This window comes from Variovorax sp. FW301-JW7, assembly GCF_058788795.1.
Window position 1 is genome coordinate 265108 of record NZ_JBYTBC010000007.1, and the last position, 25071, is coordinate 290178.

At 69.3% G+C, this 25071-nt stretch carries 26 protein-coding genes; 5 read left to right on the forward strand and 21 right to left on the reverse strand.

The annotated features are described in order from the left end of the window. Positions 1-42 precede the first annotated feature (42 nt). The 17 genes from AC3WQM_RS20620 to AC3WQM_RS20700 all read right to left on the reverse strand — a co-directional run bounded on the left by AC3WQM_RS20620 (position 43) and on the right by AC3WQM_RS20700 (position 17217). Positions 43-633: a hypothetical protein gene (locus AC3WQM_RS20620; RefSeq protein WP_492681282.1), complete on the reverse strand. Its 591-nt coding sequence runs from the start codon at positions 631-633 to the stop codon at positions 43-45. 911 nt (positions 634-1544) lie between these two features. Beyond that, positions 1545-2399 (reverse strand): response regulator transcription factor, encoded by an 855-nt coding sequence (locus AC3WQM_RS20625; RefSeq protein ID WP_492681284.1) that lies wholly within the window; start codon positions 2397-2399, stop codon positions 1545-1547. Between the two features lie 97 nt (positions 2400-2496). Then, positions 2497-2727: a hypothetical protein gene (locus AC3WQM_RS20630; protein ID WP_492681286.1), complete on the reverse strand. Its 231-nt coding sequence runs from the start codon at positions 2725-2727 to the stop codon at positions 2497-2499. 69 nt (positions 2728-2796) lie between these two features. Further along, a complete protein-coding gene (locus AC3WQM_RS20635) occupies positions 2797-3660 on the reverse strand; it encodes an intradiol ring-cleavage dioxygenase (RefSeq protein ID WP_492681288.1) in 864 nt (287 codons plus the stop codon). Then, positions 3644-4681, reverse strand: coding sequence for a branched-chain amino acid ABC transporter permease (locus AC3WQM_RS20640; protein ID WP_492681290.1), 1038 nt, complete (start codon positions 4679-4681; stop codon positions 3644-3646). The genes AC3WQM_RS20635 and AC3WQM_RS20640 overlap by 17 nt, the downstream gene beginning before the upstream one ends. Positions 4682-4686: 5 nt before the next feature. Further along, positions 4687-5661: a Bug family tripartite tricarboxylate transporter substrate binding protein gene (locus AC3WQM_RS20645; protein WP_492681292.1), complete on the reverse strand. Its 975-nt coding sequence runs from the start codon at positions 5659-5661 to the stop codon at positions 4687-4689. Between the two features lie 38 nt (positions 5662-5699). After that, positions 5700-7295: a sulfatase-like hydrolase/transferase gene (locus tag AC3WQM_RS20650; RefSeq protein ID WP_492681294.1), complete on the reverse strand. Its 1596-nt coding sequence runs from the start codon at positions 7293-7295 to the stop codon at positions 5700-5702. A gap of 11 nt (positions 7296-7306) precedes the next feature. Further along, positions 7307-8167: a branched-chain amino acid ABC transporter permease gene (locus AC3WQM_RS20655; protein WP_159277679.1), complete on the reverse strand. Its 861-nt coding sequence runs from the start codon at positions 8165-8167 to the stop codon at positions 7307-7309. After that, a complete protein-coding gene (locus tag AC3WQM_RS20660; protein ID WP_492681296.1) occupies positions 8160-8876 on the reverse strand; it encodes an ABC transporter ATP-binding protein in 717 nt (238 codons plus the stop codon). The genes AC3WQM_RS20655 and AC3WQM_RS20660 overlap by 8 nt, the downstream gene beginning before the upstream one ends. Then, the gene (locus AC3WQM_RS20665; RefSeq protein WP_062479592.1) at positions 8873-9592 is read right to left on the reverse strand and encodes an ABC transporter ATP-binding protein; all 720 of its coding nucleotides are present in this window, start codon (positions 9590-9592) and stop codon (positions 8873-8875) included. Before AC3WQM_RS20665 ends, AC3WQM_RS20660 begins: the two co-directional genes overlap by 4 nt. A gap of 12 nt (positions 9593-9604) precedes the next feature. Continuing rightward, positions 9605-10858, reverse strand: a complete 1254-nt coding sequence (locus AC3WQM_RS20670; RefSeq protein WP_492681298.1) for an ABC transporter substrate-binding protein — start codon at positions 10856-10858, stop codon at positions 9605-9607. Between the two features lie 48 nt (positions 10859-10906). Next, positions 10907-11974, reverse strand: a complete 1068-nt coding sequence (locus AC3WQM_RS20675) for a maleylacetate reductase (protein WP_492681300.1) — start codon at positions 11972-11974, stop codon at positions 10907-10909. A 22-nt stretch (positions 11975-11996) separates the two neighbouring features. After that, positions 11997-12971 (reverse strand): tripartite tricarboxylate transporter substrate binding protein, encoded by a 975-nt coding sequence (locus tag AC3WQM_RS20680; RefSeq protein ID WP_492681302.1) that lies wholly within the window; start codon positions 12969-12971, stop codon positions 11997-11999. Positions 12972-13009: 38 nt separating this feature from the next. Further along, complete coding sequence (locus tag AC3WQM_RS20685; protein WP_062479615.1) at positions 13010-14473, reverse strand: aldehyde dehydrogenase family protein; 1464 nt, start codon at positions 14471-14473, stop codon at positions 13010-13012. A 95-nt stretch (positions 14474-14568) separates the two neighbouring features. Then, on the reverse strand, positions 14569-15576 hold the full coding sequence (locus AC3WQM_RS20690; RefSeq protein ID WP_070059783.1) for a hydroxyquinol 1,2-dioxygenase: 1008 nt from the start codon (positions 15574-15576) through the stop codon (positions 14569-14571). Between the two features lie 23 nt (positions 15577-15599). Further along, positions 15600-16109, reverse strand: coding sequence for a cupin domain-containing protein (locus AC3WQM_RS20695; RefSeq protein ID WP_492681304.1), 510 nt, complete (start codon positions 16107-16109; stop codon positions 15600-15602). Between the two features lie 157 nt (positions 16110-16266). Further along, positions 16267-17217 carry a LysR family transcriptional regulator gene (locus tag AC3WQM_RS20700; protein ID WP_062479604.1) on the reverse strand — a complete coding sequence of 317 codons (951 nt, stop codon included), beginning with the start codon at positions 17215-17217 and terminating at the stop codon, positions 16267-16269. Positions 17218-17421: 204 nt separating this feature from the next. Here AC3WQM_RS20700 and AC3WQM_RS20705 point away from each other — a divergent pair, with 204 nt between their 5' ends. The 3 genes from AC3WQM_RS20705 to AC3WQM_RS20715 are packed head-to-tail and all read left to right on the forward strand — an operon-like array spanning position 17422 to position 18102. Beyond that, positions 17422-17583, forward strand: a complete 162-nt coding sequence (locus AC3WQM_RS20705; RefSeq protein WP_489057573.1) for a hypothetical protein — start codon at positions 17422-17424, stop codon at positions 17581-17583. Between the two features lie 9 nt (positions 17584-17592). Next, positions 17593-17838, forward strand: coding sequence for a hypothetical protein (locus tag AC3WQM_RS20710; RefSeq protein ID WP_492681306.1), 246 nt, complete (start codon positions 17593-17595; stop codon positions 17836-17838). 12 nt (positions 17839-17850) lie between these two features. After that, on the forward strand, positions 17851-18102 hold the full coding sequence (locus AC3WQM_RS20715) for a general secretion pathway protein GspL (RefSeq protein ID WP_095744491.1): 252 nt from the start codon (positions 17851-17853) through the stop codon (positions 18100-18102). Between the two features lie 12 nt (positions 18103-18114). Here the strand turns inward: AC3WQM_RS20715 and AC3WQM_RS20720 are convergent, their stop codons facing one another. Genes AC3WQM_RS20720 through AC3WQM_RS20730 form a run of 3 tightly spaced genes read right to left on the reverse strand, consistent with a single transcriptional unit; the run spans position 18115 to position 21738 of the window. After that, entirely contained in the window at positions 18115-19878 is a 1764-nt protein-coding gene (locus AC3WQM_RS20720) for a cytochrome c biogenesis protein DipZ (RefSeq protein WP_492681308.1), read from the reverse strand. Between the two features lie 24 nt (positions 19879-19902). Next, a complete protein-coding gene (locus AC3WQM_RS20725; protein WP_492681310.1) occupies positions 19903-21267 on the reverse strand; it encodes an ATP-binding protein in 1365 nt (454 codons plus the stop codon). Positions 21268-21318: 51 nt separating this feature from the next. Further along, positions 21319-21738: an organic hydroperoxide resistance protein gene (locus AC3WQM_RS20730; RefSeq protein WP_307589588.1), complete on the reverse strand. Its 420-nt coding sequence runs from the start codon at positions 21736-21738 to the stop codon at positions 21319-21321. Between the two features lie 193 nt (positions 21739-21931). Here AC3WQM_RS20730 and AC3WQM_RS20735 point away from each other — a divergent pair, with 193 nt between their 5' ends. Next, complete coding sequence (locus tag AC3WQM_RS20735; protein ID WP_062470956.1) at positions 21932-22672, forward strand: response regulator; 741 nt, start codon at positions 21932-21934, stop codon at positions 22670-22672. A 368-nt stretch (positions 22673-23040) separates the two neighbouring features. Beyond that, positions 23041-24063: an alpha/beta fold hydrolase gene (locus tag AC3WQM_RS20740; protein WP_492681312.1), complete on the forward strand. Its 1023-nt coding sequence runs from the start codon at positions 23041-23043 to the stop codon at positions 24061-24063. A 24-nt stretch (positions 24064-24087) separates the two neighbouring features. Here AC3WQM_RS20740 and AC3WQM_RS20745 read toward each other — a convergent pair whose 3' ends face one another. Continuing rightward, positions 24088-24999 (reverse strand): formate dehydrogenase accessory sulfurtransferase FdhD, encoded by a 912-nt coding sequence (locus AC3WQM_RS20745; protein WP_369644133.1) that lies wholly within the window; start codon positions 24997-24999, stop codon positions 24088-24090. Between the last annotated feature and the right edge of the window lie 72 nt (positions 25000-25071).

Consider the following 25071-nt stretch of genomic DNA (forward strand, 5'->3'; position numbering starts at 1 on the left):
CGCGGCTCAGCGCCGCCCGCGACCGTCGTCAGCGCCGCGAACTCAGGGTGCGACGCGCGCCACCTTCTGCGCTTCGCCCGCAGCAGCCACCGGCGCGGGCGGCACGACCGCCTCGACCTTGGCGCGCGCGGTCACCGCAGCCGAGCCGTTGGCGGGCAGCTGGCCCAGCGTCCAGCGCAGCGAGCGGTATTCGTTGTACGGAACCGGCTCCGACTTGCCGTTGACGGTGCGCGCCAGCGGCTCGGCAGCGAAAGCGCCGTCCTTGGTCGCGACCTTGACCAGCGTCGCACCCGGCTTGGCGGTCTTGGGCAGGTACTCCAGGCCTTCGGGGATCGGCAGGTTGGCCACGAGACCCGTGACGTTCTTGCCCGTGTGGTTGGTATAGGTGGCCGTGTACTCGAGCACGTCGCCCGGCTTGACCGAATCGGCCGACACCAGCTGCTCCTTGCCCTGCGCGTCCTTGACCACCTTGGCCTGCGTCAGCACGACCGCCACGGTCTTCTTCTGCGCCGCCTCGGTGGGCGCGGGCGCGGCCTTCGTGCCCTGCGCGGCGGCCAGGCCGCCCAGCCCCAGGGTCATGGCCACGCCGAGCCCCAGGCCGAGGCGAACGGTCAGCCGGACGACCGGCGACATGAACGAATTCAATTGAGATGAACTTCCGATAGACATAGACAACTCCTAAAAACAACTTCAAAGCCAGACCGAGGCAACACGAAGATCAACTGACTTGACCTGTGGCCTTGCGAATTGGCGTCGAAGCCATTTCCCAGCCACTTGCAGCACACCACTGACACATCGCATCGCAGGCGGCACTTCAGCCGCTTCCGATGCCCGTTCCAAACCTCATGCATGCGAGCACTTTTTCAGCCGCTTCCATGAGCCATTTACCACGTTCATATTATTTTCTAGATGTTTACAAAATCAATCGAACCTCGGTGATCCACCTCTTGCAAGCGCGAGGGGTTTCGGGAAAATTTCACGACAGTCCCACCAAAGTTAACAAGTGTGAACATTGGCTCAATTTGGACGAGTGCATGGATCGTGAACAAAGCTGCAATTCATCTGTGATCAATTTCACAGGCGCATCTCCTCCAAGTGGTTGATGCGTTTGAATAATTTCACACCTGCAGCAGCCGGTCGAAGGCGCTCTTGCAGAACGCTTTCGGCGGAACTGGTGCGTCGACGGGCTGCTTCAGCGCCTGGCCGTGCTGCTTCGAAACTTAATTTACAAATTCACTGAATTTGTAAATAGCCACTGCACATCGAGATGTGCGCGCATCCCGACGCTCGCGCATCGATGGCATCCAGGCGAGGTGCATCCAAGGCCAAATGGAGTTTTTAAAAGCCAATTCCATATTTCAACGGGCGCAGCTGCGCCATTGGCTTGAATTCAATTCAAGCCATTCCGACCCGGCTCACTTCACCGAAATTCGTTCGTTGATCTGTCGATGCCCGGTTTCAATTCGAAAGCGGATCGGCAGGCATCGTTTTTTGGCGGCCTTGCGCCGCCCTGTGGAATGCCGCGGGGCGTCGCCCGCGCCCCCTCACCCTGCGCGTCGGTTGTGTGCGCGCTCCAGCGTGTAGCCCACCCCGTAGAGCGAGCGCACCCGGAATTCATCGCCCACGATCGACTCCAGCTTCCTGCGCACCCGGGACACCAGCGCGTCCAGCGAGCGGCTGGCCCCGTGCTCTTCATTCCGGCGGGGCCCCTGGGGCAATTGCTGCCTCGACACGGGCGTGTCGAGATAGCGCACCAGCACCCGCGCGATTTCGAACTCGCTCGGCGTCAGGATCGCTTCTTTGCTCGCGTACTCGACGGCCAGGCGGCTGCGCACGAGCTGAAAGCCGTAGAGGCCGTGCGGCTTCGTGTTTCTGCGCGTCGACTTCTTGCCGCACAGCGCCGACACCCGTGCCACGACGTCCTGCGCGTTCCACGGACTCACCATGAAATCGTCGACATCGAACACCGAGACGCGCGGCGTTTCCAGCACGGCGCGCGACCGGGCCAGGGCAATCACCGGCGCCGAGGCCGCGCGGCTCGCGCTGATGCCGAACAGCACCTCCGGCAACGCGCGCTCCAGCACCTCGCCCATCAGCAGGAACAGCCCGACGCCCGGCATCGAGGCAGCCTCCAGCAGGTCTTCCTCGTTGACGACACAAAACGGGCTGAAGCCGGCGTCCTTCAACCGGCTGCGCAGCCAGTCGATCTCTTCGCCGGAATCCGTCAGCACCACCACACGACCGTTTTTCTGTTCCACCCTGTCCACCATCGGCTCCCTTTTCATCGCTCCCCACTCGCCTCTCACAATGGAGTGGAATGTATTAACGTTTATCAACAGTCGATAGGGAAAAGTGCCGGTATTGACCAACGGAAACAGGTGGCCCTGTTCTTTTGTCATGCAATGCAAACAAACTCACAGTAATGGGGCCTCCCCCCCTCGACACGCAGCGATGGAATCCCGGATCAGCCTTCCATTTCACGAAGGCCCAACGCGCTCAAGCCCTCTCGGAAGTGGCCTCGGACGCATGTGCGGCCTTGCGCACGGACAGCCTTTCGAGCAGCCCGACGAGCCAGCACATCGGGCAGCCGCGCAGCAGCAGCAAGGCGCCGACAAGGGCCGGTGGCGCGATCCAGGGATGCGCGGACGACAGCAGCACGGCCAGCGCGATGAGCACAAGCGCTCCCGCGCCGCGAAGCAGATGCCAGGTGATGGAAACAGGACACATGGTGCAGGGCTCCTTGGGGATGGACACCTGCCATAGAGGCGCCGAAACGCCCAAACGGTTCGCGGGCCCTCAGCCCCCTGCCGGCTCGAGCACGAACGCGAAGTCCAGCGTGTGGAACGGCCCGTCCTGCACGCTGCCGTCGGGCGCGCGGCCCGGCGCATGTGCCGCGAAGTCGCCGATGAGCGAGCTGCGCACGCCGAACACCGCGTCGCTGTCGAGGTACGGGTCGCCTTCGCGGAAGACGTGCGTGATCAGCGTCTCGTAGCCCGGCGCCTGCACCATGAAGTGCACGTGCGCGGGCCGCCACGGATGGCGCCGGGTCGCGCGCAGCATCGCGCCCACGGGCCCGTCGGTGGGAATCGGATAGGCCACCGGCGCCACGCCGCGAAACCACAGCCGCCCTTGCGCGTCCGTGCGCAGCACCGCCCGCCCCTGCATGGGGTTGCCGGGCCGCTGCACGTCGTAGAAGCCTTCGGCGTCGGCCTCCCACACGTCGACCACCGCATCGGCGACGGGCTCACCGTCGCGCCCGCGCACCGTAGCCTGCACGAACAGCGGCTCGCCCACCGCGCCAGCCGCGATGTCGCTGCCCAGCGGCAGCGGCGGTGCGCCGGCCACGTGGAAGGGGCCGAACACGGTGGCCTCGGTGGCCTGCGGGCTCTTGGCGTGGTTCATCGCCACCGTGAGCATCGACAGGCCCAGGGTGTCCGACAGCAGGATGAACTCCTGGCGCTGCGCGTCGCACTTCTGGCCCGTGGCGGTGAGGAAGTCGATGCCCGCGGCCCACTCGGCCTCGGTGAGCCGCACCTCGCGCGCGAAGTCGTGCAGGTGGCGCACCAGCGCCGACAGCACTTCCTTCAGGCGCGCGTCCTCGCAGCCGGCCATGCGCTCGAGCACGGCGGCGGTGATGGTGTGTTCATCGATGTTGCGCATGGGCGTCAGGCTCCAGGGGGGAAGAAGGCGCGTGCGGCGCCGCCAGGCACCGCTGCGTCGGGAACAGGGACCAGGCCCAGCGCTGCTGCGCCCAGCCCCACAGCCCCTGCTTGAAGAAGATCGTGGCCACGATGGCCAGCAGCCCGAGGCCGAGCAGGTACCAGGTGCCGTAGTCGCTCAGGAACTTGTTCAGCGCCCAGAACACCAGCGCGCCCACCAGCGGCCCCTCGATGCGGCCGATGCCGCCGATCACGACCATGAAGATCGCGAAGGCGGTCCAGTTCGGCGCGAAGGCCGCGTCGGGGCTGATGCGCAGGTTTCCCACGAAGTACAGCGCGCCCGCCAGCCCGGCGCCGAAGGCCGCCACCACGTACACCGCGAGCTTCATGCGCGCCACCGGGATGCCCTGCGATTCGGCGGCCATCTCGTTGTCGCGGATCGCCAGCAGCGCCAGCCCGAAGCGGCTGCGCAGGAACAGGTAGACCAGCGACACCGCCGCCACCACGCAGCCCAGCGCCATCCAGTAGGTGACGCTCTCGCGCGTGGCGCGCTCGATGCCGCGCAGCGCCGTGAGCGTGGTGCCCGAGCCGCCGCCCACCGCCGACACGTTGGCGAAGCTGAGCCGGAACACCTCGGCGATCACCCAGGTGCCGATGGCGAAGTAGCCGCCCGACAGCCGGAACGCCACGAAGGACACCGGCACCGCGATCAGCGCGGCGGCCAGTGCCCCGAGCGGAATCGCCACGAACGGATTCACGCCCGCGAAGTTGCCCAGCATCAGCATCACGTAGCCGCCGAAGCCGAAGAAGGCCTGCTGCCCGATGCTGACCATGCCGCCGTAGCCGGCCAGCAGGTTCCACATCATCGCGAAGATGAAGTAGCAGGCGATCTCGACGAACTCGCGCATCCAGCTGGGCTCGCCCCAGAAGGGCAGCGTGGCGGCCACCGCCACCAGCGCGGCGGCGGTCCAGCCCGCGCGGCGGCTGCTGCCGGTGTCGATGGTGACGACGACGGCGGTCATCGCGCTCAGTCCAGCTGCAGCTGCACGCGCGCGGCCACCTGGCCCCAGCGCTGGTGCTCGGCGCGCAGGCGACGCGCCGCTTCTTCGGGCGTGTTGGCCACCACCTCGAGGTCCATGGTGGCCAGCCGCTCGCGCAGTTCGGGCGCGGCCAGCGCCTTCGCCACCTCGGCCTGCAGGCGCGCCACCACGGCCGGCGGCGTGGCGCGCGGCATGGCCATCATCTCGGCGAAGCTGGCGTCGTAGCCCTTGATGCCCGCCTGCGCCACGGTCGGCACCGTGGGCTGGCTGCCCAGGCGCTTGCTGCCGGACACGGCGATGGCCACCAGCTTGCCGTCGCGGATGATCGGGCCGACCGTCGGCGAGGCCAGGAAGCCGCAGGGCACCATGCCGCCCATCACGTCCTGCATGGCCGGACTCGGGCCGCGGTAGGGCACGTGCTGCATCTGCACGCCGACGTCGGCCAGCAGCATCTCCATGGCCATGTGGCCGGGCACGCCGGGGCCGCCCGAGGCATAGCTCATGGGCTTGGCCCGGGCCGCGGCCAGCAGCTCGGGCAGGGTCTTGATGCCGGCGCCAGGAAAGCACACCAGCTCCTGGCTGAACGCGGCCAGCTGGGTCACGGGCACCAGGTCTTCCATCGGGCGGATGGCAAGCTTGCGGTACAGGTGCGGGTTGATGGTCAGCATGGTGTCGGGGCCGACCAGCACCGTGTGGCCGTCGGTGGCGCGCGCCACCTCCTGCATGCCGATGTTGCCGCCCGCGCCCGGCTTGTTGTCGACCACCACGGGCTGGCCCAGCGCCTTCTGCAGGGCCGGCTGCATCAGCCGCGAGACGATGTCGCCCGGCGCACCGGCCGGGAAGGCCACCACCAGCCGCACGGGCTTGGTGGGCCAGGTGTCGGCGGCGTGGCTGGGTGCGATGGTGGCGAGCACGGCGGCTGCCGCCATGCAGGCCGCGAGAGGTCGGCGAAAGGCGTTCATGGGATGTCTCCTGTCTTTGAAATGGGGTGCGCGGTCGCCTACCAGGCGCCGATGAGGATGCCGGCCGCCAGCTCGCGTGCGTTCCAGCGCGCGATGTCCTCGGGCGCCACCGTGGGAAAGCGCCGCCGCTGGCGCAGCCAGTCGAACAGCAGGCCCAGCATCTGCTCGCGCACCGCGGCCAAGGCCGGGTCGCGGCCCAGGTCGACCAGCTCGTCGGGGTCGGCCTGCATGTCGAACAGCTGCGGCGGCAGGTCTTCGAAGTGCACGAACTTCCAGCGGCGCGTGCGCAGCATCGTCATGTGGCAGCGCTCGACGGGCTGGGCCAGCGGCAGGCGCACCTCGTCGCGGAAGGCGAAGCTGTTCTCGCACACCACCAGGTCCTTGCCGGTCGCGCCGGCGTGGCCGTGCAGCAGCGGGCGCAGCGACTGCCCTTCGAGCCATTCGGCCGGCTGCGGCAGGCCCAGCGCGTCGAGCATGGTCGGCACGAGGTCGATGCACTCGACCAGCGCGTCGCTCACCGTGCCGCGACGCGCATCGGCCTCGGCGCGCGGGTCGACCACGATCAGCGGCACCTTCACGATCGGGTCGTGGAACAGCTCCTTCTCGCCCAGCCAGTGGTCGCCCAGGTAGTCGCCGTGGTCGCTGGTGAAGACCACCAGCGTGTCGCGGTCCAGCCCCTGTTCGGCCATGAAGGCGAAGAGCCGGCCGAGCTGGTCGTCGACCTGCTTCACGAGCCCCATGTAGGTCGGCACCACCATGTTGCGCACCTCGTCGCGGCTGAAGTTGCGGCTCACGGTCTCGCGCCGGAAGCCCTCGACGACCGGGTGGGCGTCGACGCGCTCGGCCTCGCTGCGCACCACCGGCAACATGTCGTCGGGCCCGTACATCGCGTGGTACGGCGCGGGCGCCACGTAGGGCCAGTGCGGCTTGATGTACGACAGGTGCAGCACCCAGGGCGCGTCGCCGGCCTCGCGCATGAAGTCGATCGCGCGCTCGGTCGTGTAGGGCGTCTCGCTGTGCGCGCCGGCGATGTGCGCGGGCCGGTCGGCCCAGCGCATCTGCCAGCCGCTCAGGATCTCGCCGTCGGGGCCGCGGCCCGAGTTGGCGAAGTCGTGCCAGGGGTTGTCCGATTCGTAGCCCTGCGCGCGCAGCCAGTCGCAGTAGGCATTGCCCGTGACCTTGAAGCCCGGCGGCCAGATGCCGTCGTCGCGCGCACAGGGCTCGAAGCCGCCCTCCATCGCGAGCCGGCCCGCGCCCTGCGTCGGGTCGATGCCCAGGCGCCGCGCGCCCTCGGTGTCGGCCTCGACGTGCGTCTTGCCGACCAGCGCGCAGCGCACGCCGTGCGGGCGCAGGTGGTCGCCCAGCGTCTTCTGCCCCACCGACAGCGGCACGAAGTTCCACATCGTCCCGTGGCTGCTGACATAGCGGCCGGTGTAGGTCGACATGCGCGAGGCGCCGCAGACCGCGCCCTGCGCATAGGCATGGCTGAAGCGCACGCCGCGCGCGGCCATCGTGTCGATGTGCGGGGTCTGCAGGCGCGGGTGGCCGTAGCACGAGAGGTGGTCGGCGCGCAGCTGGTCGCACATGATGAACAGCACGTGCTTGAGCGGCGCGGGGGAGGTCTTGTCGGTCATGTCGGAAGGGGTCAGCGTGTCTTGGGGAACAGTCCCTGCGGCCGCAGCACCAGCACCGCGAGGAACACGAGATGGCCGAACCAGATGCCCCAGCCCGGATCGATGCGAAAGCCGATCTGCTGCGCGATGCCCAGGATCATGGCGCCGGCCAGCGTGCCCCAGAACGAGCCCATGCCGCCGATGATCACGGCCTCGAAGGCAAAGAGCAGCAGCAGCGGGCCGTCCGACGGCGACACCGTGGTGCGCATGCCCTGCAGCGCGCCGGCGATGGCGATCAGCACGAAGGCGATGCCCGTGGCCAGCGCATACACCTGCTTGGCTTTGAGGCCCATCAGCTCGGCGATCTCGCGGTCGTCGGAGACCGCGCGGAAGGTGCGGCCCAGCGGCGTGCGCGTGAACATCCACTGCATCGCGCCCGTGGCCGCCACCGCGACCGCCAGGATCACCAGCGGCAACGCCCCCAGCGCCAGCGTGTCGCCCAGCGGCACCGACGCGGTGGCCAGCGCGCCGACCTCGATGGCGCGCGGGTCGGCCGAGAACAGCTCCAGCAGGAGGTTCTGGATCACGATCGACAGGCCGAAGGTCACGACCAGCGAAGGCAGCGGGTCCTTGCCCAGCGTGCCGTTGAGCACGTGGCGCTGCAGCAGGTAGCCGAAGCCGAAGGCCAGCGGCAGCACCGCGAGCACCACCGCCCACGGCACGGATGCGCCGGTCATCGAGACGCCGGCGATCACCGCGAAGGCGCCCAGGATGATGAAGTCGCCCTGCGCCGTGTTGGTGAGTCGCATGACGCCGAACATCAGCGACTGGCCGAGCGCGAACAGCGTGTAGAGGCCGCCGAGCAGCACGCCCTGGAGCAGGGTTTCAAGCATGATGCTCCTCGATGCCGAAGTAGGCTTGCGAGATCTGCTCGGGCGTGAGTTCGTCCGAGCGCCCCGTGAGCGACACGCGCCCGTCCTGGAAGCAGTACACGCGCTGCGACACCTGGCGCGCCATGCGCACGTCCTGCTCCACGATCACGACCGTCATGCCCTCCCCCGTGATGACCGGCATGGCCGCATAGATCTCGCGGATGACGACCGGCGCCAGGCCGAGCGAGAGCTCGTCGCACAGCAGCAGCTCGGGGTTGCTCATGAGCGCGCGGCCCAGCGCCACCATCTGCTGCTGCCCGCCCGACAGGGAGGTGGCGGGCTGGCGCCGCTTCTCGGCCAGGATGGGGAACAGGCCGTACAGGCGCTGCAGGTTCCATGGCCCCGCGCGGCGCGGCGTGGCGCCCATCAGCAGGTTCTCTTCCACGCTCAGGCTCGGGAACAGGCGCCGGCCTTCGGGCACCATCGCCAGGCCGCGCCGCACGATCTCGCCGGGCGGCAGGCCGCCGATGGGTTCGCCCTTGAAGCGGATCGCTTCGGACGGCGCGCGCAGCAGCCCCGTGAGGCTTTTCAGAAAGGTCGACTTGCCCGCGCCGTTGGCGCCGATGACCGCCACCAGTTCGCCCGCCGACAGCGTGAAGTCGATGCCGAACAGCGCCTGCGCATCGCCGTAGAAGGCCTGCAGGCCGTGGGTGTCGAGCAGCGCGTTCATGCCTCGATCCCCATGTACACGCGCCGCACCTCGGGGTCGTTCATCACCGCGCGCGGCGCGCCTTCCGCCAGCTGCTGCCCGAAGTTGATGACGAACAGCCGGTCGGCCAGCGACAGCAGCGCATGCACGACGTGCTCGATCCAGATCATGGTCACGCCGCGCGCCTTGATGCGTTTCAGTTCCGCCACCAGCACCGCCGCCTCGGGCTCGGTGAGCCCGCCCGCGATCTCGTCGAGCAGCAACAGGCGCGGCTTGGTCGCGAGCGCGCGCGCCAGCTCCAGCCGCTTGCGGTCGAGCAGCGTGAGCCCGCCGGCCGGCTTGTTGGCGTGCGGCGCCAGGCCGGTCTGGGCCAGCACCTCGTGCGCCGTCTCCCAGGCTTCGCGCTCGGCCTGCTGGCCGCCGAAGCAGGCGGCGGTGACGAGGTTCTCGAACACGCTCATGTGGCCGAAGGGCTGCGGCACCTGGTAGCTGCGGCCGATGCCGGCGCGGCAGCGCTGGTGCGGGCGCAGCCGCGTCACGTCGCGGCCCGCGTACTCCACCCGGCCGGCGTCGACGCGCGCGTCGCCCGAGATCAGGTTGAACAGCGTGGTCTTGCCCGCGCCGTTGGGCCCGAGGATGCCCAGCGTCTCGCCCTCGGCCACCGCCAGCGTGATGCCGTCGGTGACCTTCAGCGCCCCGTAGGACTTGCTCACGCCGTGCAAGGCCAGCAGCGTCATGGCAGCCGTCACTCAGAGCAGGCGCAGCGCGCCGCCGGTGGGGATCGCCTTCGCGGCCTCGTTGTTCACCAGCGTCAGCTCCACCTTGCGCTGCTTGCCCTTGCCCCACTGGCCGAGCACCAGCGGCGTCTTGCTGACGTTCTTGAACGGGCCCTGGCCGCCCCACTTCACGGGGCCGACCACGGAGTTGATCGAGGTCGCGGCCACGGCGTCGCGCACGTCGCCGGCCTTGAGCGACTTCGATCGCGACAGCGCGTTCGCCGCCACCTCGAACAGCGCATGCGCAAAGCCGATGGGCTGCGTCCACTGCTTCTTCGTGCCGGCTTCGTAGGCCTCGGCCAGCGCCTTGGCGCTTTGCTGCGTGAGGCTGGAGCTGAAGGGGTGCGACGGGCTCCACCACACCTCGGTCGACAGGCCCTCGCCCAACTCGCCCAGGGCCTCGATGGCGCCCGGGAACAGCAGCGCCTTGCCCAGCGTGATCACCTTGGGCTTGAAGCCCTGCTGGCGCGCCTGCGTGAGGAAGGTCTTGGCGTCGGGCGGGATCACCACGCCGGTGACGATCTCGACGTTGTCGCGCTTGAAGGCCGCGATCTGCGCGCTGAAGTCCTGCGTGCCGTTCTGGAAGCGGCCAGGGTCGGTGAGCGTGAAACCCATCTGCGCGAGCGGCTTGGGAAAGCCCAGCTCCTTGTCGCCCCAGGCATTGCCGTCGCCGTCGTTGGGGAACAGGCCGCCGACCTTCTTGTTGGTGGCCACGGTCTTCCATCCGTTGGTGAAGGTGGCGATGACGTCTTCGAGCCCCCAGAACAGGTGGTAGGTCCAGTTGAAGCCCTTGGCCGGATCGCCCTTGCGGCCGAAGAACCACGGCTGCCACGGCACCACGCTGGAGATGCACGGCACCTCGTTGAGTTCGCAGGCGTCGCTCACCGGGTTGGCAGTCTCGGGCGTGCCGGCCGTGAGCACCAGCGCGACCTTGTCCTTCAGGATCAGGTCGTTGGCCACCTCGCCCGCGCGGTTGGGGTTCGACTGGCTGTCCTTGAGCACGATCTGCACCGCGTACTTTTTTCCACCGACGGAGATGCCGTCCTTGAAGGCGGCCTTCATCTGCTCGATCACCCACTTGTCGGCCTCACCGAAGGGCGCGAGCGGCCCGGTCTGCGGCGACACGTAGCCGATCTTGAGCGTGTCGGCGGCGAACACCCGCGGCACGGCGCCCGTGGCGGCAAGCGCGGCGGCGGCCTGCGTGAACTGTCTGCGGTTGAATGTCATGGCTGTCTCCTTCGTTGTTCGTGTCTGTCTTCGATGCCCGCGCCGTGCCTAGCCCGGCGGCTCGCCGTCGAAGGCGCGTTGCAGCAGCGCGCGGATCGCGTCGCGCTCGGCCGGGCCGAAGGGCCGCGGGTTCCAGTACGGGTTGGCGACGGCGATGTCGGCCGCGCGGTCGAGGTCGGCGGCACGCATGCCGATGTCCTTCAGCGCCACCGGTGCGCCGTTGTCGCGCGCCAGCGCAAAGACCGCCGCCGGTGCCGACACGCCGCCGAGCGCGCGCGCGATGCGCGCCATGGCATGCGGCGCGGCCTGCGCGTTGAATGCGAGCGCATGCGGCAGCACCACCGTGTGCACCTCGGCGTGCGGCAGGTTGAAGCTGCCGCCCAGCGTGTGGCACAGCTTGTGGTGCAGGGCCATGCCCACCGCGCCGAGCACGCCGCCGCACAGCCAGGCGCCGTACAGCGCATCGGAACGGGCGGCCAGGTCGCCGGGCTGCACGCGGATGGCGGGCAGCGCGCGTGCGAGCGCGGCGATGCCTTCCTCGGCCATCAGGTCCATCACCGGGTTGCTGTCCTGCGCGTACAGGCCTTCGGCCGCGTGCGCGATGGCGTTGATGCCGCTGGTCACGCTCAGGCCCACGGGCAGCGTGCGCGACAGCTCGGGGTCGTAGATCACGGTGCGCGGCAGCACGCGCGGGTCCTTGCCGGTCTTCTTCAGGCCGTTCTCGGTGAGGCCGTAGATCGGCGTCATCTCGCTGCCCGCGTAGGTGGTGGGAATGGCGACGATCGGCAGCCCGGACTCCAGCGCGATGGCCTTGCCCAGCCCCGTGGTGGAGCCGCCGCCCAGCGCCACGGCGCAGTCGGCACCGAGCCGGCGCGCCAGGTCGCGGGCCTCGCGCGCCGTTTCCACGGGCACGTGCATCACGGCGCGGTCGAACAAGCCGGCCGCCTGCGCGCCGAGCGAGGCCGCCACGCGCTCGGCCTGCGGGCGCTGCTCGGGCGTGCACAGCACCAGCGCTTTCTTCGCGCCCAGCGCATCGATCTCGCGCGCCAGATGGCGCAGCGAACCGGCGCCGAACACCACGCGCTGCGGATGGGTGGTGTGGATGAAGTCGTGCATGGCGCGCTCCTTTTCTTTTTGGCTATTCGAGGCTCAGGCGGCGCTCGCGCACCAGCCGGGCCCACTTGTCCTGCTCGGCGCGCAGCACGGCGGCGAACTGCTCGGGCGTGTTGGCGATGCCCGTCAGACCCTGTTCGCGCAGCCGCTGCTGGAACGCGGGCTCCGTCACGATCTTTCGCACCTCGGCCTGCAGCCGGTCGACCACGGCGCGCGGCGTGCCGGCCGGGGCCAGCAGGCCGACCCAGGAGTTCACCTCGAAGCCGGGGTAGCCGCTCTCGGCCACGGTCGGCACGTCGGCATAGGCGGCCACGCGCTGCGCGCCGGTCTGGGCCAGGGCGCGCAGCCGGCCCGCGTTGACGTGCGGCTGGGCCAGCACGGCCGAGAGGAACATCATCTCGACCTGCCCGCCCAGCAGGTCCTGCTGGGCCGGACCGCCGCCGCGATAGGGGATGTGCGTGACGAAGGTACCGCTGACGGCCTTGAAGTACTCGGCCGTGAGGTGGTTGCTCGAGCCCGGCCCGACGCTGGCGTAGTTCAGGCGCCCCGGCTGCGCCTTGAGCAGGCCGACGAAGCGCACGAAATCCTTCGCCTCGACCTTCGGGTTGACCACCAGCACCAGCGGGTTGCTCGCCACCTGCGTCACGGGCTGCAGGTCTTTGGCGATGTCGAAACTCAGCTTCGGATAGACCAGCGGGTAGGTCGCGTAGCTGTCGAACACCATCAGCAGCGTGTGGCCGTCGGGCGCCGCGCGGGCCACCTCGGCGCCCGCCAGCGTGCCGCCGGCGCCGCTGCGGCTGTCCACGATCACGGTCTGGCCGAGCGCGGCCTGCAGGCGCGGCTGCAACTGGCGCGCGACGGTGTCGACGATGCCGCCCGGCGGAAAGCCGACGACCAGCCGCACCGGCTTGGTCGGCCAGGCCGGCGCCTGGGCCTGCGCGGCCATGCCCCACAGCAAGGTGCAGGCGACCAGGGCCCGGGAGAGGATCGAGAAAGACATCGTGTGCGTCCGTCGGGTTGGGAAGAAAAAGGAAAACGTCAGCGCACGAAGTGCGGCGGAATCTGCGCGTCGACGTTGACCCACACGCTTTTCACCTGCGTGTACTCGCGCATCGCATCGAAGCCCATCTCGCGGCCGTAGCCGCTCTGGCCCACGCCGCCGAAGGGCGAGCCGGGGTTCACGCGCTTGTAGCTGTTGATCCAGACCATGCCGGCGTGCAGGTCGCGCGCCACCTTGTGGGCGCGCTGCAGGTCGCGGGTCCACAGGCCGCTGCCCAGGCCGTAGTCGGTGCCGTTGGCGATCTGCATCGCCTCTTCGTCGCTCTTGAAGGTGAGCACGGTGACGAAGGGGCCGAACACCTCTTCCTGCGCCACGCGGTCCTGGTACGAGCGGGCACGCACCACGGTCGGCTGCACATAGCAGCCCTGCGCCAGGTCGCCGCCGGGCGCGCCGCCGCCCGCCAGCACCTCGCCGCCCTGCGCCTGCGCCACCTCGACATAGCTCAGCACGCGGTCGCGGTGCTGGGCGCTCGTGAGCGGGCCCATCTCGGTGGCCTCGTCGAGCGGGTTGCCCAGGCGGATGGATTGGGCCAGCGGAATGAACTGCTCGAGGAAGGCGTCGGCGATCTTCTCGTGCAGCATCAGCCGCGAGCCCGCGATGCAGGCCTGGCCCTGGTTGTGGAAGATGGCCCAGGCGCTGCCGTTCACGGCGGCCTGCAGGTTGGCGTCCTCGAACACGATGTTGGGGCCCTTGCCGCCCAGTTCGAGCTGCACCTTCTTCAGGTTGCCCGCGCTGGCCTGCACGATGCGCCGGCCGGTGGCGGTGCTGCCGGTGAAGGCGATCTTGGCGATCTCGGGATGCTCGGCGATGTACTGGCCCGCCACGCTGCCCAGGCCCGGCAGCATGTTGACCACGCCGGGCGGCACGCCGGCCTCGGCCATCAGCTCGGCGATGCGCAGCGAGGTGAGCGGCGTGATCTCGGCCGGCTTCATCACGATGCAGTTGCCGGCCGCGAGCGCGGGCGCCATCTTCCAGCTCGTGAACATGAGCGGGAAATTCCACGGCACCACCTGCCCGACGATGCCGACCGGCTCGCGCAGCGTGTAGTTGAGAAAGCCCTCTTCGACCGGAATGGTCTCGCCCTGGAACTTGTCGGCCATGCCGCCGAAGTAGCGAAAGCACGCGGCGGTGCGCGGCACGTCGAGCCGGCGCGAGTCGCGGATCGGGTGGCCGGTGTCCAGCGATTCGAGCCGCGCGAGTTCTTCGCCGTTGGCCTCGATGAGATCGGCCAGCTTCAGCAGGATGCGCCCGCGGTCGGCGGCGGCCATGCGGCTCCACTTGGGGAACGCACGCTTCGCGGCGGCCACGGCCTTGTCGACGTCGGCCTTGCCGGCCAGCGCGACCTGGGCGATGGGCGTGTTGTCGTGCGGGTTCAGCGTGGCGAGCGTCTCGCCGGATTCGGCGTCGACGAAACGGCCGTCGATGAAAAGCTGGTGGCGGATGGAAAGAGCAGGCATGGGTTCTCCTCGCCCTCCCCGCGCGGGGAGGGCTGGATGGATGAATGGCGGGAAGAAAGAGGCGGCGGCGGGCCGGCCGGTCAGAACTCGACCGGGATCTCGGGCGACTCGCCCTTCTGGATCTCGTAGACCAGGCTCGGCGAGCCGTTCTCCCACACCAGCAGCATCGAGCGCTTGGGGCTGAAGCCCTGGTGGCGGCAGTAGGCGGGCATGGCGGCCATGTCGCCGGCCTTCATGATCACGCGGGCCATGGGCTTGCCGGTGTTCTTGTCGCCGCAGTCCCAGTGGATCTCGTCGGTCATCTGGAAGAACCACTCGACGCGGTCGTTGCCGTGGATGATCGGCAGGATGTGCTCCTCGGTCGTCGGGCACATGTAGCTGTGCTTCACCACCGAGGTGAAGCTCGGGTTCCACGTGACCTGCGAGCGGCTCAAAAAACCGAAGAGGTTGAAGGCGTGCACCTCGTTCTCGAAGCCCGGCTCGGGGTGCAGCTCGGGCTGGCCCTGCGGCACGTCGGCGAAGGCGCGGTTGACCGGCGCGCCGCGCGCGTCGCTGCGCAGGTCGAGGTCGCCCTTCAGGCCCACGCAGCGCTTGGCCAGCTCGCGCGCCCGGGTGATCTTGGCGGTGTTGTTGCCGCTCTTGCGGCCGTAGGGCGAGCCGGTTTCCTGCGGCGCGGCGAAGGGGTCGAAGGCCTCGTTGGTCCAGTCGTCGAGCATGGCCTCGAAGGTGGCGCGGATCTGCGCCGTGGGGAAGTTCTCGAGCAGGTCGATGCCCGCGTCCTTCATGGTGCCGTTGAAACTGCCGGCATACAGGTCGACCGAGTCGTAGTGGTTGATGGTGCCGAACACGTTGTCGAAGTTGACCCAGCCGTAGAAGAAGCCCCAGGCCACGTCGCGCATCAGCGCACGCAGGTAGTTGCCTGCGTCCATGGTGTGGCTCATGGGTCGGCCGTCACGGGTCTTCCAGGTGATATGGGCGAAGTACTCGTCCCGGCGGAAGCCGAAGCTGCCGAGCGAAAAATCCTTGTAGCCGAGCGTGGCATCGGGCTGCGATGCGATGACCTTGGCGAGTTCTGCGGGTGCGTTCATGGTGTGGCTCCTGGATGGCGGGTTCAGTGCGTCTGGCAGATGTCGGCCCACTTCTCGATGGAGAGGTCGCCTTTGCAGGTCTGCAGCACGATCACGCCCGGGTCGCCGGCCACGCGGAACTGGTAGGCCGTGTTCTTGGGCAGCAGGCCCTGGTGGCCACGCGAGAGCTTCATCCAGCCCATCTTCTTGCCCTGGGGTTCGCCCTTCACGCGCACGGCGCCGTTCTTCTCGGTGTCGGCCACGGCCTGGGCCGCATCGAGCTGCACGAGGTGCACCTCGATTTCGCCGTCCATCACCAGCGCGAACTCGTCGTGGGCGCAGGTGAACCAGGGCGAGGTGCCTTCGGCGCGCAGCGTTTCCAGCACGTAGATCTGGTTCTGGCCGAACACGACCTTCTCGTACGGTGCGCTGATGCTGGCGATCTCGAAGCAGTTGGAGAACGCGTAGTGGCGCACGTCGTCGTCGATGGGCTCGACGTGGCCTTTCTCGAAGTGCTTGAGGGACCCGAAGCGGGTCTGGTATGCGACGGTCATGGGTGTCTCCTGAGGTGCCGGACGATGCAGCGTGGTGGCTGCGATGTATGCACTGTAGGAAACGGGGGGCGCGAGCGGTAGGCCCGAAACGCGGGCCGCATTGTTCGGCAAATCCGTTCAATGCACAGGGTTTACCCCGGAACGGACCGCGTTCACGTCAGGCGTCCCAGATCAGCCCCGGCGGCAGCAGGCCGCGTTCGATCATGGCGGCGTCCCACGGCGGCACCTTCGAGAACGCCTGGGTCAGGTGCTCGATGAACAGGCGCAGCTTGAAGGCATTGCGCGAGGTGCCCGCATACACCGCGCTGAGCGAGAACGACGACAGCTGGTGCGCCGGCAGCACCACCTCCAGGTCGCCGCGCAGGATCGCCTCGCCGGCCACCAGCGTCGGCAAACAGACGATGCCGGCGTGCTCCATGGCGTACTCGCGCAGCAGGTGGACGCTGTTGGTGAGCAGCGCCGCGCTCATGTACAGCGTGACCTGCTCGCCCGCGTGATGGAAGGTCCAGCGGTCGCGCGTGGGGTAGCCCGAATACAGGCCGAGCGTGTGCTTGTGCAGCTCGCGCGGGCTCGCGGGCCGGCCGTGCGCGCGCAGGTACTCGGGCGTGGCGCAGAACACGCGGCGCACCGGGAACAGCGGGCGCGACACCAGCTCGGTCGACGCCGCCGGAAAAATCTGCAGCGCACAGTCGACGCCTGCCTTCACCGGGTCGACCACCGCGTCGCTCACGATGAGCTCCAGGTGGATGTCCGGAAAGCTCACCTGGAAGGCGCGCAGCAACGTCGCGAAATGCCCCAGCACGAAACCCGTGAGCGCATGCACGCGCAGCGTGCCGGTGGGCCCGTCCTTGGCGTCGCGCATCTGGTCCATGATGTCGTTGGCCCGCCCGACCAGCTCGACGCAGTCGCGCAGGAAGGCCTGCCCCACGTCGCTGAGCCGGACCACGCGCGTGCTGCGGTGGAACAGCGGCGCGCCGACGTGGTCCTCGAGCTGCTTCACGCGGCTGGTCACCACCGATTTCGACACCCGCAGCTGGCGCGCGGCCTCGGCAAAGCTCTGGGTCTGTGCGACCCGCACGAAGGTCTCTATGTTCTCGAGGCGGTCCATGGGGCATGCAATGTAGCGGTTGCGCGGCGGCGGCCGGTCGGCCGCACGGGTGTGAAGTACTGCGCAATCCCGCTCGGAGATTGACCGCACCCTTCTCAATTCGCCCACAAATGTGAGCATTTCCCTGTGAGATTGTTAATACGGCAACTATTGTCCTGCCCCGAAGCACCCCGGGTGCACAAGAAATCGAAGCAGGGAGTTCCCATGACCAAATCCACGATCACCGTGATGCTCGCGCTGGCGGCATCCGTTCTCATGAGCGCGTGCGCGCACCACCAGGCGCCGCCGCCGCGCGCCGAGCCCGCGCCGGCCCAGAAGGGCGGCAACTTCTGCCCGCCGGGCCAGGCCAAGAAGGGCAACTGCTGATCGCCCGCCATGCTGAACCCGTTCCTGCGTGACATGACGCCCGACGAACTGCCGACCGGCACCGCGCGGCCGGCCTACATCGCCCTGCTGCCCGTGCTGGCCTATGTGCTCGTCGCCATCGCCTTCCTGAGCATGTCGGTGGTCGTGCCGAGCCTGGTCGTGGCCTGCCTGTTCGCGACCGCGGCGGCCATGTCGCTGGGCGCGGGCGTGGTGCTCGGCATGAGCATCTGGATCTTTCCGCAGCTGTCGAGCTGAGGGCCGCAAGCCATGAGTACTTCCAACGCTTCCGTCTTCCGCGTCCACAGCTGGCGCACGACCCTGCTGGCAGCCTCCGTGGTGCTGCTGATCGTGATGGCGCTGCTCATGAAGTGGCTGGTCGAGCTGCAGGTGGAAACCGCGCAGGAACGCCAGCTGCGCGAAGCCGTCGCGCGCGAGGCCGACGCCCGCTGCTTCGTGCTGCCCACGCGCCAGGAGGTCGACACCTGTCGGGCCGTCAACGCGGCGGGCCTCACGCCCTGACCGGGGCGCCGCTCACCCGAAGGTGAACGCGTAGGCCTGCGCGCCGGCGTCGAGAAACTCGATCTCGAACAGCCGCTCCCTGCCGCTGCCCGCCGACTGCCGCACCAGCTGGTACAGCTTCTGCGCATCGACCACGCCGTGGCCCTGGGCATCGGTGTCGGCGCCGTGGTCCGCCAGCGGCGGCTGGCCGTCGACCCGCACCGTGAAACGCACCGGCCTGCCGTCGGCCATCGGCCCGAGCACGAGGTGCAGGTCGCGCGCCTTGAAGCGGTAGGCGATGCGGCCGTTGGCCTGGTTCAGCACGGCCCGCTCGCCCTCCACCGTCCAGTCGCCGCCCAACGACCACTGGTTGGTGCGCAGCGAGGAAGCCACGGGCTCGTAGGACTTCGCACGGTCGCGCGCGATGCCGCCGGGCGATGCGAAGCCGTGCGCCCGCGCGTGGCCCAGATAGGTTTCGCCGGACTGCGCCGGCTCGGCGCCGGGCGCGGCCTGGGTGCCCTGCCCCTGCGGCGCGACCAGCCCGGCCGCGACCTGCGCCTGCCCGGCCTCGGCCAGCAGTTGCTGGATCACCTGCTCGGCCTTGTCGTAGCGGTTCTCGCCGAACTGGTGATGGCGGATGCGCCCCTGCGCGTCGACGAAATAGAACGCCGGCCAGGCCTGGTTGTCGAAGCCGCGCCAGATCGAAAAGTCGTTGTCCAGCGCCACCGGGAACCCGATGCCCAGGTCTTTCACGGCCTTGCGCACATTGGCCGGGCTCTTCTCGAACGCGAACTCCGGCGCATGCACGCCCAGGACGACCAGGCCCGCATCCCTGTACTTGTCGGCCCAGGCGCGCACGTAGGGCAGCGTGCGCAGGCAGTTGATGCACGAGTAGGTCCAGAAGTCGACCAGCACCACCTTGCCGCGCAAGGCCTCGGGCGTGAGCGGCGCCGAGTTGATCCACTCGGTCGCGCCGGCCAGCGAAGGCAGGCGGCCCTCGACGCGGAGGTCACGCGCGGGCACCGGGGCTGGGCGGGTGTCCGCGACGCGCACGAAGCCGGTGTCCGCGCGTTGCGCCTGCGGCGCGTCCTTGCGCAGCGTGTCCACCAGGGCCTGCTCCAGCGTCGCCGTGGTGCCCAGCGACAGGCGCGCGAGCCAGCCGGTGTCCAGCCCCAGCGCGATGGCGCCTACGCCGGCCAGCACCGCGGCACCGGCGAGGCGCCGCACGCCGTCGCCGGTCGGCAGCGTGCGCTTCAGCGCCGAGAGCAGCCGGCCGCCAGACAGCAGCGCCACCGCAAGCGAGGTGCATGCGCCGGCCGCATAGGCGAGCAACAGCAGCGAGGTGCCGACGCTCGCGCCGTTGAGCGCCGCGCCCGTCAGGATCAGCCCGAGGATCGGCCCCGCGCACGGCGCCCAGAGCAGGCCCGTGCCCACGCCGAGCCACAGCGGCGAGAACACGGAGGCCTGTGGCGCGTCGGACATGCGCAGGCCCAGCGCCACCAGCGGCCGGCTCAGGCGCTCGGCCACGCGCGGGAACAGCAGCGTCGCACCGAACAACGCGAGCAAGGCCATGGCCGCGTAGCGCCCGTATTCGTTGAGCGTGACGATCCAGCCGCCGCCCACCGCGGCCAGCGTGGCGACCACGGCAAAGGCCAGCGCCATGCCCACGAGCATCGGCAGGCCGTGCGAGCGGAAGGGCCGGTCGGCGCGCGCGAACACGAAGGGCAGCACCGGCAGGATGCAGGGGCTCAGGATCGTGAGCACCCCGCCCAGGTAGGCGATGAAGAGGATGAGCATGGTGTAAGGGATGTGGGGTCGGGTTCAGCGAGCGGGCGCGCCGGCCAACGCCAGCCGCGCCTCCAGCCCGCCTTCGGGGCGGTTGTGCAGCGTGAGTTCGGCGCCCATGGCCATGGCCAGCTGGTGTGCGATGGCCAGGCCCAGGCCGGTGCCGCCGGTGCTGCGGTTGCGCGAGCTTTCGACGCGGTAGAAGGGCTTGAGCACCGCGTCGAGTTCGTCGGGCGGAATGCCTGGGCCGTTGTCGAGCACGCTCACCACGAGGCGGCCGCCCTCGCCTTCGGCCTGCACGCGCAGCGTCACGTCGGAGCCGAACTTCAGCGCGTTGTCGATCAGGTTCATCAGGATGCGGCGCAGCGCGTTGGGGCGGCTCACGATCGGCGCGCCGGCCCGGCCGTCGAGGCGCACCTGCTGGCCCACGTCTTCGTAGTCGGCCACCATGCTCTCGAGCAGCGCGTCGGTATCGATGCGCAGCGGCGGCTCGGTGGCGCCGTGCAGCGTGCGCGCATAGGTCACGCCTTCGCGCACCAGCGCGTTCATGGCGTCCAGGTCCTGGCGGAATTTCTCGCGGTCGTGCGTGTCGTCCATCAGGTCGGTGCGCAGGCGCATCCGCGTGATGGGCGTCTGCAGGTCGTGCGAGATGGCCGCCAGGATTTCGACGCGCTCCGCCATGTAGCCCGCGATGCGCTGCTGCATGGCGTTGAAGGCGCGCGCCGCGTGCGCCACTTCGGTCGGGCCCTCTTCCACCAGCGTGCGGCCTTTCAGATCAGGGCCGAGCTGGTCGGCCGCCTCGGACAGCTGCGCGAGCGGCCGCGTCACCAGCCGCACCGCGACCCAGGCGCACACGGCCAGCACCAGCAGCTGGCCCGCCAGCAGCCACATCACCCAGCCCGACACCGGCATGCCCACGCGCACGGCGTGCACGACCACGGACGAGCCGTCGCCCAGCCGCACCTCGATCTGCAGGCCCTCGGGCGGCCAGGCCACCTCGCCGACCTTGACGACCGGGAACGGGCGCATCGCATCGACGATGGCCGCGGCAAACTGCTGCGAAGCCTCCGAGGCCGGCGCGCTGCCCTGCGCACTGCCGCCCAGCACGAAGCGGTAGTTGCGCCGTTCCAGCCGGTCGAGCCAGCCGGCGCGCTCCGCCGCGGGGAGCCGGTCGAGGATGGCGACCGAGCTTGCGATGTCGCGCTCGATGCCGATCATCATCAGCTCGCGAAGCGCCATGTTCCGCTCGTAGCGGATCGCCGCGAAGGTGAGCAGCTGCGCGATCGCCAGGCCCACCACGATGATCAGCGTCACGCGGGAGAACAGCGAGCCGGGCAGCAGGCGGCGCCAGCGCGGCGCCGTGCCGGTGGGATTCGCAACGGGGTTCGCGGAAGTGGACATGGACAGCTTCTTCGTCAGGCGGCGTGGCGATGCGTCATCAGCGCAGCGGGCTCACACCAGGTGGATGGCAACGTCGATGTTGCCTCGGGTCGCCTTGGAATAGGGGCAGGTCTGGTGCGCGGCCTCGGTGAGGGCTTGGGCCACCTCGCGGTCCAGGCCCGGCAGGCTCACGTTCAGGCGCGCCTGCAAAAAGTATTCGCCGCCCGCCGTGCCCAGGTCGACCTCGGCATCGACGGCCAGGTCCGGCGGCAGCGCGACCTTCATCTTTCCGGCCGCCTTGCCCATCGCGCCGATGAAGCAGGCCGACCAGCCGGCCGCGAACAGCTGCTCGGGGTTGGTGCCGGTGCCGGCGCTGCCGGGCGACGAGAGCTTGATGTCCAGGCGGCCGTCGGAGCTGCGCGCCTCGCCGTCGCGGCCTCCCGAGGAGGTGCGGGTCTTGCCGGTGTAGAGGACTTTGTCGATGCGGGTCATGAAGGTTCCTTGGATGCAGGGTGGTTGGAAAACGCACGGATTGTTGGGCCGCCCACCCCCTGCCGGATCGCCTTCTGTATGCCTGTGTATCTGGCCCGCACATCCACACACTACGTTTCCACGACCGTGGCCCGCGCGCCGCCGGAACGCTACATTGCGGCTGCGGCGCCGTGCCGCCAATGCCTCCCCTGCCATGACGCCCAAGACCTCCGACCACATCCTCATCGTCGACGACGACCGGGACATCCGCGAACTGCTCACCACCTACCTGGTGAAGAACGGCTTGCGCGTGGTCGCGGTGCCCACGGGGCGCCACATGCGCGCCGCGCTCGAGGCGTCGGGGCCCTTCGACCTGATCATCCTGGACCTGATGCTGCCCGGCGAAGACGGGCTCACGCTGTGCCGCGACCTGCGCACCGGCAAGTACAAGGCCACGCCCATCCTCATGCTGACCGCGCGCAGCGAGGAAGCCGACCGCATCCTGGGCCTGGAGATGGGCGCCGACGACTACCTGGCCAAGCCCTTTTCCGCGCGCGAGCTGCTGGCGCGCATCCGCGCCGTGATGCGGCGCACACGCATGCTGCCGCCCAACATGGGCACCGTCGAGCCCTCGCAGAAGCTGGGGTTCGGCGAGTGGCAGGTCGACACGGTGGCGCGCCACCTGATCGACGACGCCGGCGTGATGGTGGCGCTCAGCGGCGCCGAGTACCGGCTGCTGCGCGTGTTCCTGGACCACCCGCAGAAGGTGCTCAGCCGCGACCAGCTGCTGAGCCTGACGCAGGGCCGCGAAGCCGAACTCTTCGAGCGCTCCATCGACCTGCTCGTGAGCCGGCTGCGCCAGCGCCTGCGCGACGATGCGCGCGAGCCGCGCTACATCAAGACCGTGCGCAGCGAAGGCTACGTGCTCGCTTCGGCGGTCGAAGCGAGAGACTGACCGACGCCACGCTCTGGCACTGGGTCGGGTGGCGCACCTCGTGCGCCAGCCCGCCCGCGAAGAACAGCAGCGCGAACCAGAGCTTCTTGAATCCGCGAGGGCGCGTCATGGGGATTTCCTTCGGGCGATGAGTGGATGACGGGCGGATTGTTGGCCGCCTTCTCACCGCGCAACGGGCATTGCGTATGCCTGTGTATCCCGGCCCGACATCGACACACCACGTTTCGTCGAGGTGCCTTCGCACGCCTGCGTTTGAAATTTAGTGTGGCCGGAACCGGCGCGGATACAGAGGCATACACAAGCCGATCCGCAGGTGGGGTTCCCCCCGAACAATCGCGCCGTCCCCCCTCGAATCCCAGGAGATTTCCATGACCGCCTCCCCCTCGCTGCCACGCCGCGCCTTCCTCGGCAAGGCCGCGCTCGGCCTCGCCGCCACGCAGCTCACATCGATCGTTCCCGCCTTCGCCCAGTCCGCCAGCACAGGCAGCGCCCGGCGCCTCGAGCCCCTCAAGAGCATCGACGCCGGCAGCCTGCGCATCGGGTACTACGAGGTCGGCCCGGCCGACGGCGCGCCGGTGATCCTTCTGCATGGCTGGCCCTACGACATCCACATGTTCGTCGACGTCGCGCCGCAGCTGGCCGCCGCGGGCTTTCGCGTGATCGTGCCGTACCTGCGCGGCTACGGCACCACCCGCTTTTTGTCGGCGGACACGCCACGCAACGGGCAGCAGTCGGCGGTGGCCGTCGACATCATTGCGCTGATGGACGCGCTGAAGATCCCCGTCGCCACCGTGGCCGGCTGCGACTGGGGCGCGCGCACCGCGTGCATCATGGCCGCGCTGTGGCCGGAGCGCGTGAAGGCGCTGGTGTCGGTCAGCGGCTACCTCATCGGCAGCCAGGAGGCAGGCAAGGCGCCGCTGCCGCCGCAGGCCGAGCTGCAGTGGTGGTACCAGTACTACTTCGCGACCGAGCGCGGCCGCGCGGGCTACGAGAAGAACCGCCACGACTTCGCCAAACTCATCTGGCAGCTCGCCTCGCCGAAGTGGAACTTCGATGCCGCCACCTTCGAGCGCAGCGCCGTCGCCTTCGAGAACCCCGACCACGTGGCGATCACGGTGCACAACTACCGCTGGCGCCTCGGCCTGGCCGAGGGCGAGGCGAAATACCAGGCGCTGGAGAACCGGCTCGCCCAGGCGCCGGTGATCGGCGTGCCGACCATCACGCTCGAAGGCGACGCCAACGGCGCGCCGCACCCGGAACCCGGTGCGTATGCGAAGAAGTTCTCGGGGCGCTACGAGCACCGGCTGGTCAGCGGCGGCATCGGCCACAACCTGCCGCAGGAAGCACCCGAGGCGTTCGCGAAGGCGGTGATCGACATCACGCGCGGGTAAGGCGCGGGTTGCCGCGCACGCCGCTCAGTCGGCGGTGAGCGCCTGCGCCAGCGGCTCGGCGTCGAAGCGCTCGAACCCGCAGTAGCACAGGAAGTGGCGGTTGGCCGCGCGGCCGAACAAGGTCATGCCGAGCTGGGTGGCCAGCTCGTGCCCCATCGCGGTGACGCCGTTGCGCGAGACGACGATCGGCACGCCCATGTGGGCCGACTTCATCACCATCTCGCTGGTCAGGCGGCCCGTGGTGTAGAAGACCTTGTCGCCGCCGTCGACGCCGTGCACCGCCATCCATCCGGCGATGGTGTCGATGGCGTTGTGCCGTCCGACGTCTTCCGCGAACACCAGCATCTCGGTGCCACGGAACAGCGCGCACCCGTGCACCGACCCGGCGTGCCGGTGCACGCTGTTGCGCGATTTCATCTGTTCGAGGATGCGCGCCAGCGTGCCCTGCGCGATGCGCGCCGACTGCGCCGCCGGCAGCCGCACGGCGCCGATCTGCGCCATGGCGTCGCCGAAGACGGTGCCTTGTCCGCAGCCCGTGGTCACGACCCGGTGCGCGGTTTTCTCGGCGAGGTTCGCGATGCCGCGGTGGGTCTTCACGGCGGCCGCCTCCACGCTCCAGTCGACGTCGATGCTCTCGACCTCGTCGGCGCGCCGCACCAGGTCCTGGTTGAGCAGGTAGCCCAGCACCAGCAGCTCGGGCGCGGCGCCCAGGGTCATCAGCGTCACGAGTTCGCGCTTGTCGACGAAGACGGTCAACGGCCGCTCCGCCGGGATGTCGATGTCGCGGCGTTCGCCGTGCTGGTCGACGATCTCGATGCGGCGCAGCAGCGGGCCGCGCGCCGGGTTCAGGCGCGGCGCGCCGGCGCGCCGGGGCAGCGGGACCGCATCGAAAGCCAGCGGTGTCTCGTCTTCTGCGTCGTCTTCACGTGGGGCCATGCGGAATCCTACGCCACCGTTGCGAGCGGAGCGCGAAGGGGTACTGCTCGCAGACGGGCGCGCCATCGGCTA

Excerpts from the sequence above, each read along its gene's own strand:
- AC3WQM_RS20620 (WP_492681282.1), bottom strand. The coding sequence starts at position 633 with ATGTCGCCGGTCGTCCGGCTGACCGTTCGCCTCGGCCTGGGGCTCGGC.
- AC3WQM_RS20625 (WP_492681284.1), bottom strand. The coding sequence starts at position 2,399 with ATGACAAAAGAACAGGGCCACCTGTTTCCGTTGGTCAATACCGGCACT.
- AC3WQM_RS20630 (WP_492681286.1), bottom strand. The coding sequence starts at position 2,727 with ATGTGTCCTGTTTCCATCACCTGGCATCTGCTTCGCGGCGCGGGAGCG.
- AC3WQM_RS20635 (WP_492681288.1), bottom strand. The coding sequence starts at position 3,660 with ATGCGCAACATCGATGAACACACCATCACCGCCGCCGTGCTCGAGCGC.
- AC3WQM_RS20640 (WP_492681290.1), bottom strand. The coding sequence starts at position 4,681 with ATGACCGCCGTCGTCGTCACCATCGACACCGGCAGCAGCCGCCGCGCG.
- AC3WQM_RS20645 (WP_492681292.1), bottom strand. The coding sequence starts at position 5,661 with ATGAACGCCTTTCGCCGACCTCTCGCGGCCTGCATGGCGGCAGCCGCC.
- AC3WQM_RS20650 (WP_492681294.1), bottom strand. The coding sequence starts at position 7,295 with ATGACCGACAAGACCTCCCCCGCGCCGCTCAAGCACGTGCTGTTCATC.
- AC3WQM_RS20655 (WP_159277679.1), bottom strand. The coding sequence starts at position 8,167 with ATGCTTGAAACCCTGCTCCAGGGCGTGCTGCTCGGCGGCCTCTACACG.
- AC3WQM_RS20660 (WP_492681296.1), bottom strand. The coding sequence starts at position 8,876 with ATGAACGCGCTGCTCGACACCCACGGCCTGCAGGCCTTCTACGGCGAT.
- AC3WQM_RS20665 (WP_062479592.1), bottom strand. The coding sequence starts at position 9,592 with ATGACGCTGCTGGCCTTGCACGGCGTGAGCAAGTCCTACGGGGCGCTG.
- AC3WQM_RS20670 (WP_492681298.1), bottom strand. The coding sequence starts at position 10,858 with ATGACATTCAACCGCAGACAGTTCACGCAGGCCGCCGCCGCGCTTGCC.
- AC3WQM_RS20675 (WP_492681300.1), bottom strand. The coding sequence starts at position 11,974 with ATGCACGACTTCATCCACACCACCCATCCGCAGCGCGTGGTGTTCGGC.
- AC3WQM_RS20680 (WP_492681302.1), bottom strand. The coding sequence starts at position 12,971 with ATGTCTTTCTCGATCCTCTCCCGGGCCCTGGTCGCCTGCACCTTGCTG.
- AC3WQM_RS20690 (WP_070059783.1), bottom strand. The coding sequence starts at position 15,576 with ATGAACGCACCCGCAGAACTCGCCAAGGTCATCGCATCGCAGCCCGAT.
- AC3WQM_RS20695 (WP_492681304.1), bottom strand. The coding sequence starts at position 16,109 with ATGACCGTCGCATACCAGACCCGCTTCGGGTCCCTCAAGCACTTCGAG.
- AC3WQM_RS20700 (WP_062479604.1), bottom strand. The coding sequence starts at position 17,217 with ATGGACCGCCTCGAGAACATAGAGACCTTCGTGCGGGTCGCACAGACC.
- AC3WQM_RS20705 (WP_489057573.1), top strand. The coding sequence starts at position 17,422 with ATGACCAAATCCACGATCACCGTGATGCTCGCGCTGGCGGCATCCGTT.
- AC3WQM_RS20710 (WP_492681306.1), top strand. The coding sequence starts at position 17,593 with ATGCTGAACCCGTTCCTGCGTGACATGACGCCCGACGAACTGCCGACC.
- AC3WQM_RS20715 (WP_095744491.1), top strand. The coding sequence starts at position 17,851 with ATGAGTACTTCCAACGCTTCCGTCTTCCGCGTCCACAGCTGGCGCACG.
- AC3WQM_RS20720 (WP_492681308.1), bottom strand. The coding sequence starts at position 19,878 with ATGCTCATCCTCTTCATCGCCTACCTGGGCGGGGTGCTCACGATCCTG.
- AC3WQM_RS20725 (WP_492681310.1), bottom strand. The coding sequence starts at position 21,267 with ATGTCCACTTCCGCGAACCCCGTTGCGAATCCCACCGGCACGGCGCCG.
- AC3WQM_RS20730 (WP_307589588.1), bottom strand. The coding sequence starts at position 21,738 with ATGACCCGCATCGACAAAGTCCTCTACACCGGCAAGACCCGCACCTCC.
- AC3WQM_RS20735 (WP_062470956.1), top strand. The coding sequence starts at position 21,932 with ATGACGCCCAAGACCTCCGACCACATCCTCATCGTCGACGACGACCGG.
- AC3WQM_RS20740 (WP_492681312.1), top strand. The coding sequence starts at position 23,041 with ATGACCGCCTCCCCCTCGCTGCCACGCCGCGCCTTCCTCGGCAAGGCC.
- AC3WQM_RS20745 (WP_369644133.1), bottom strand. The coding sequence starts at position 24,999 with ATGGCCCCACGTGAAGACGACGCAGAAGACGAGACACCGCTGGCTTTC.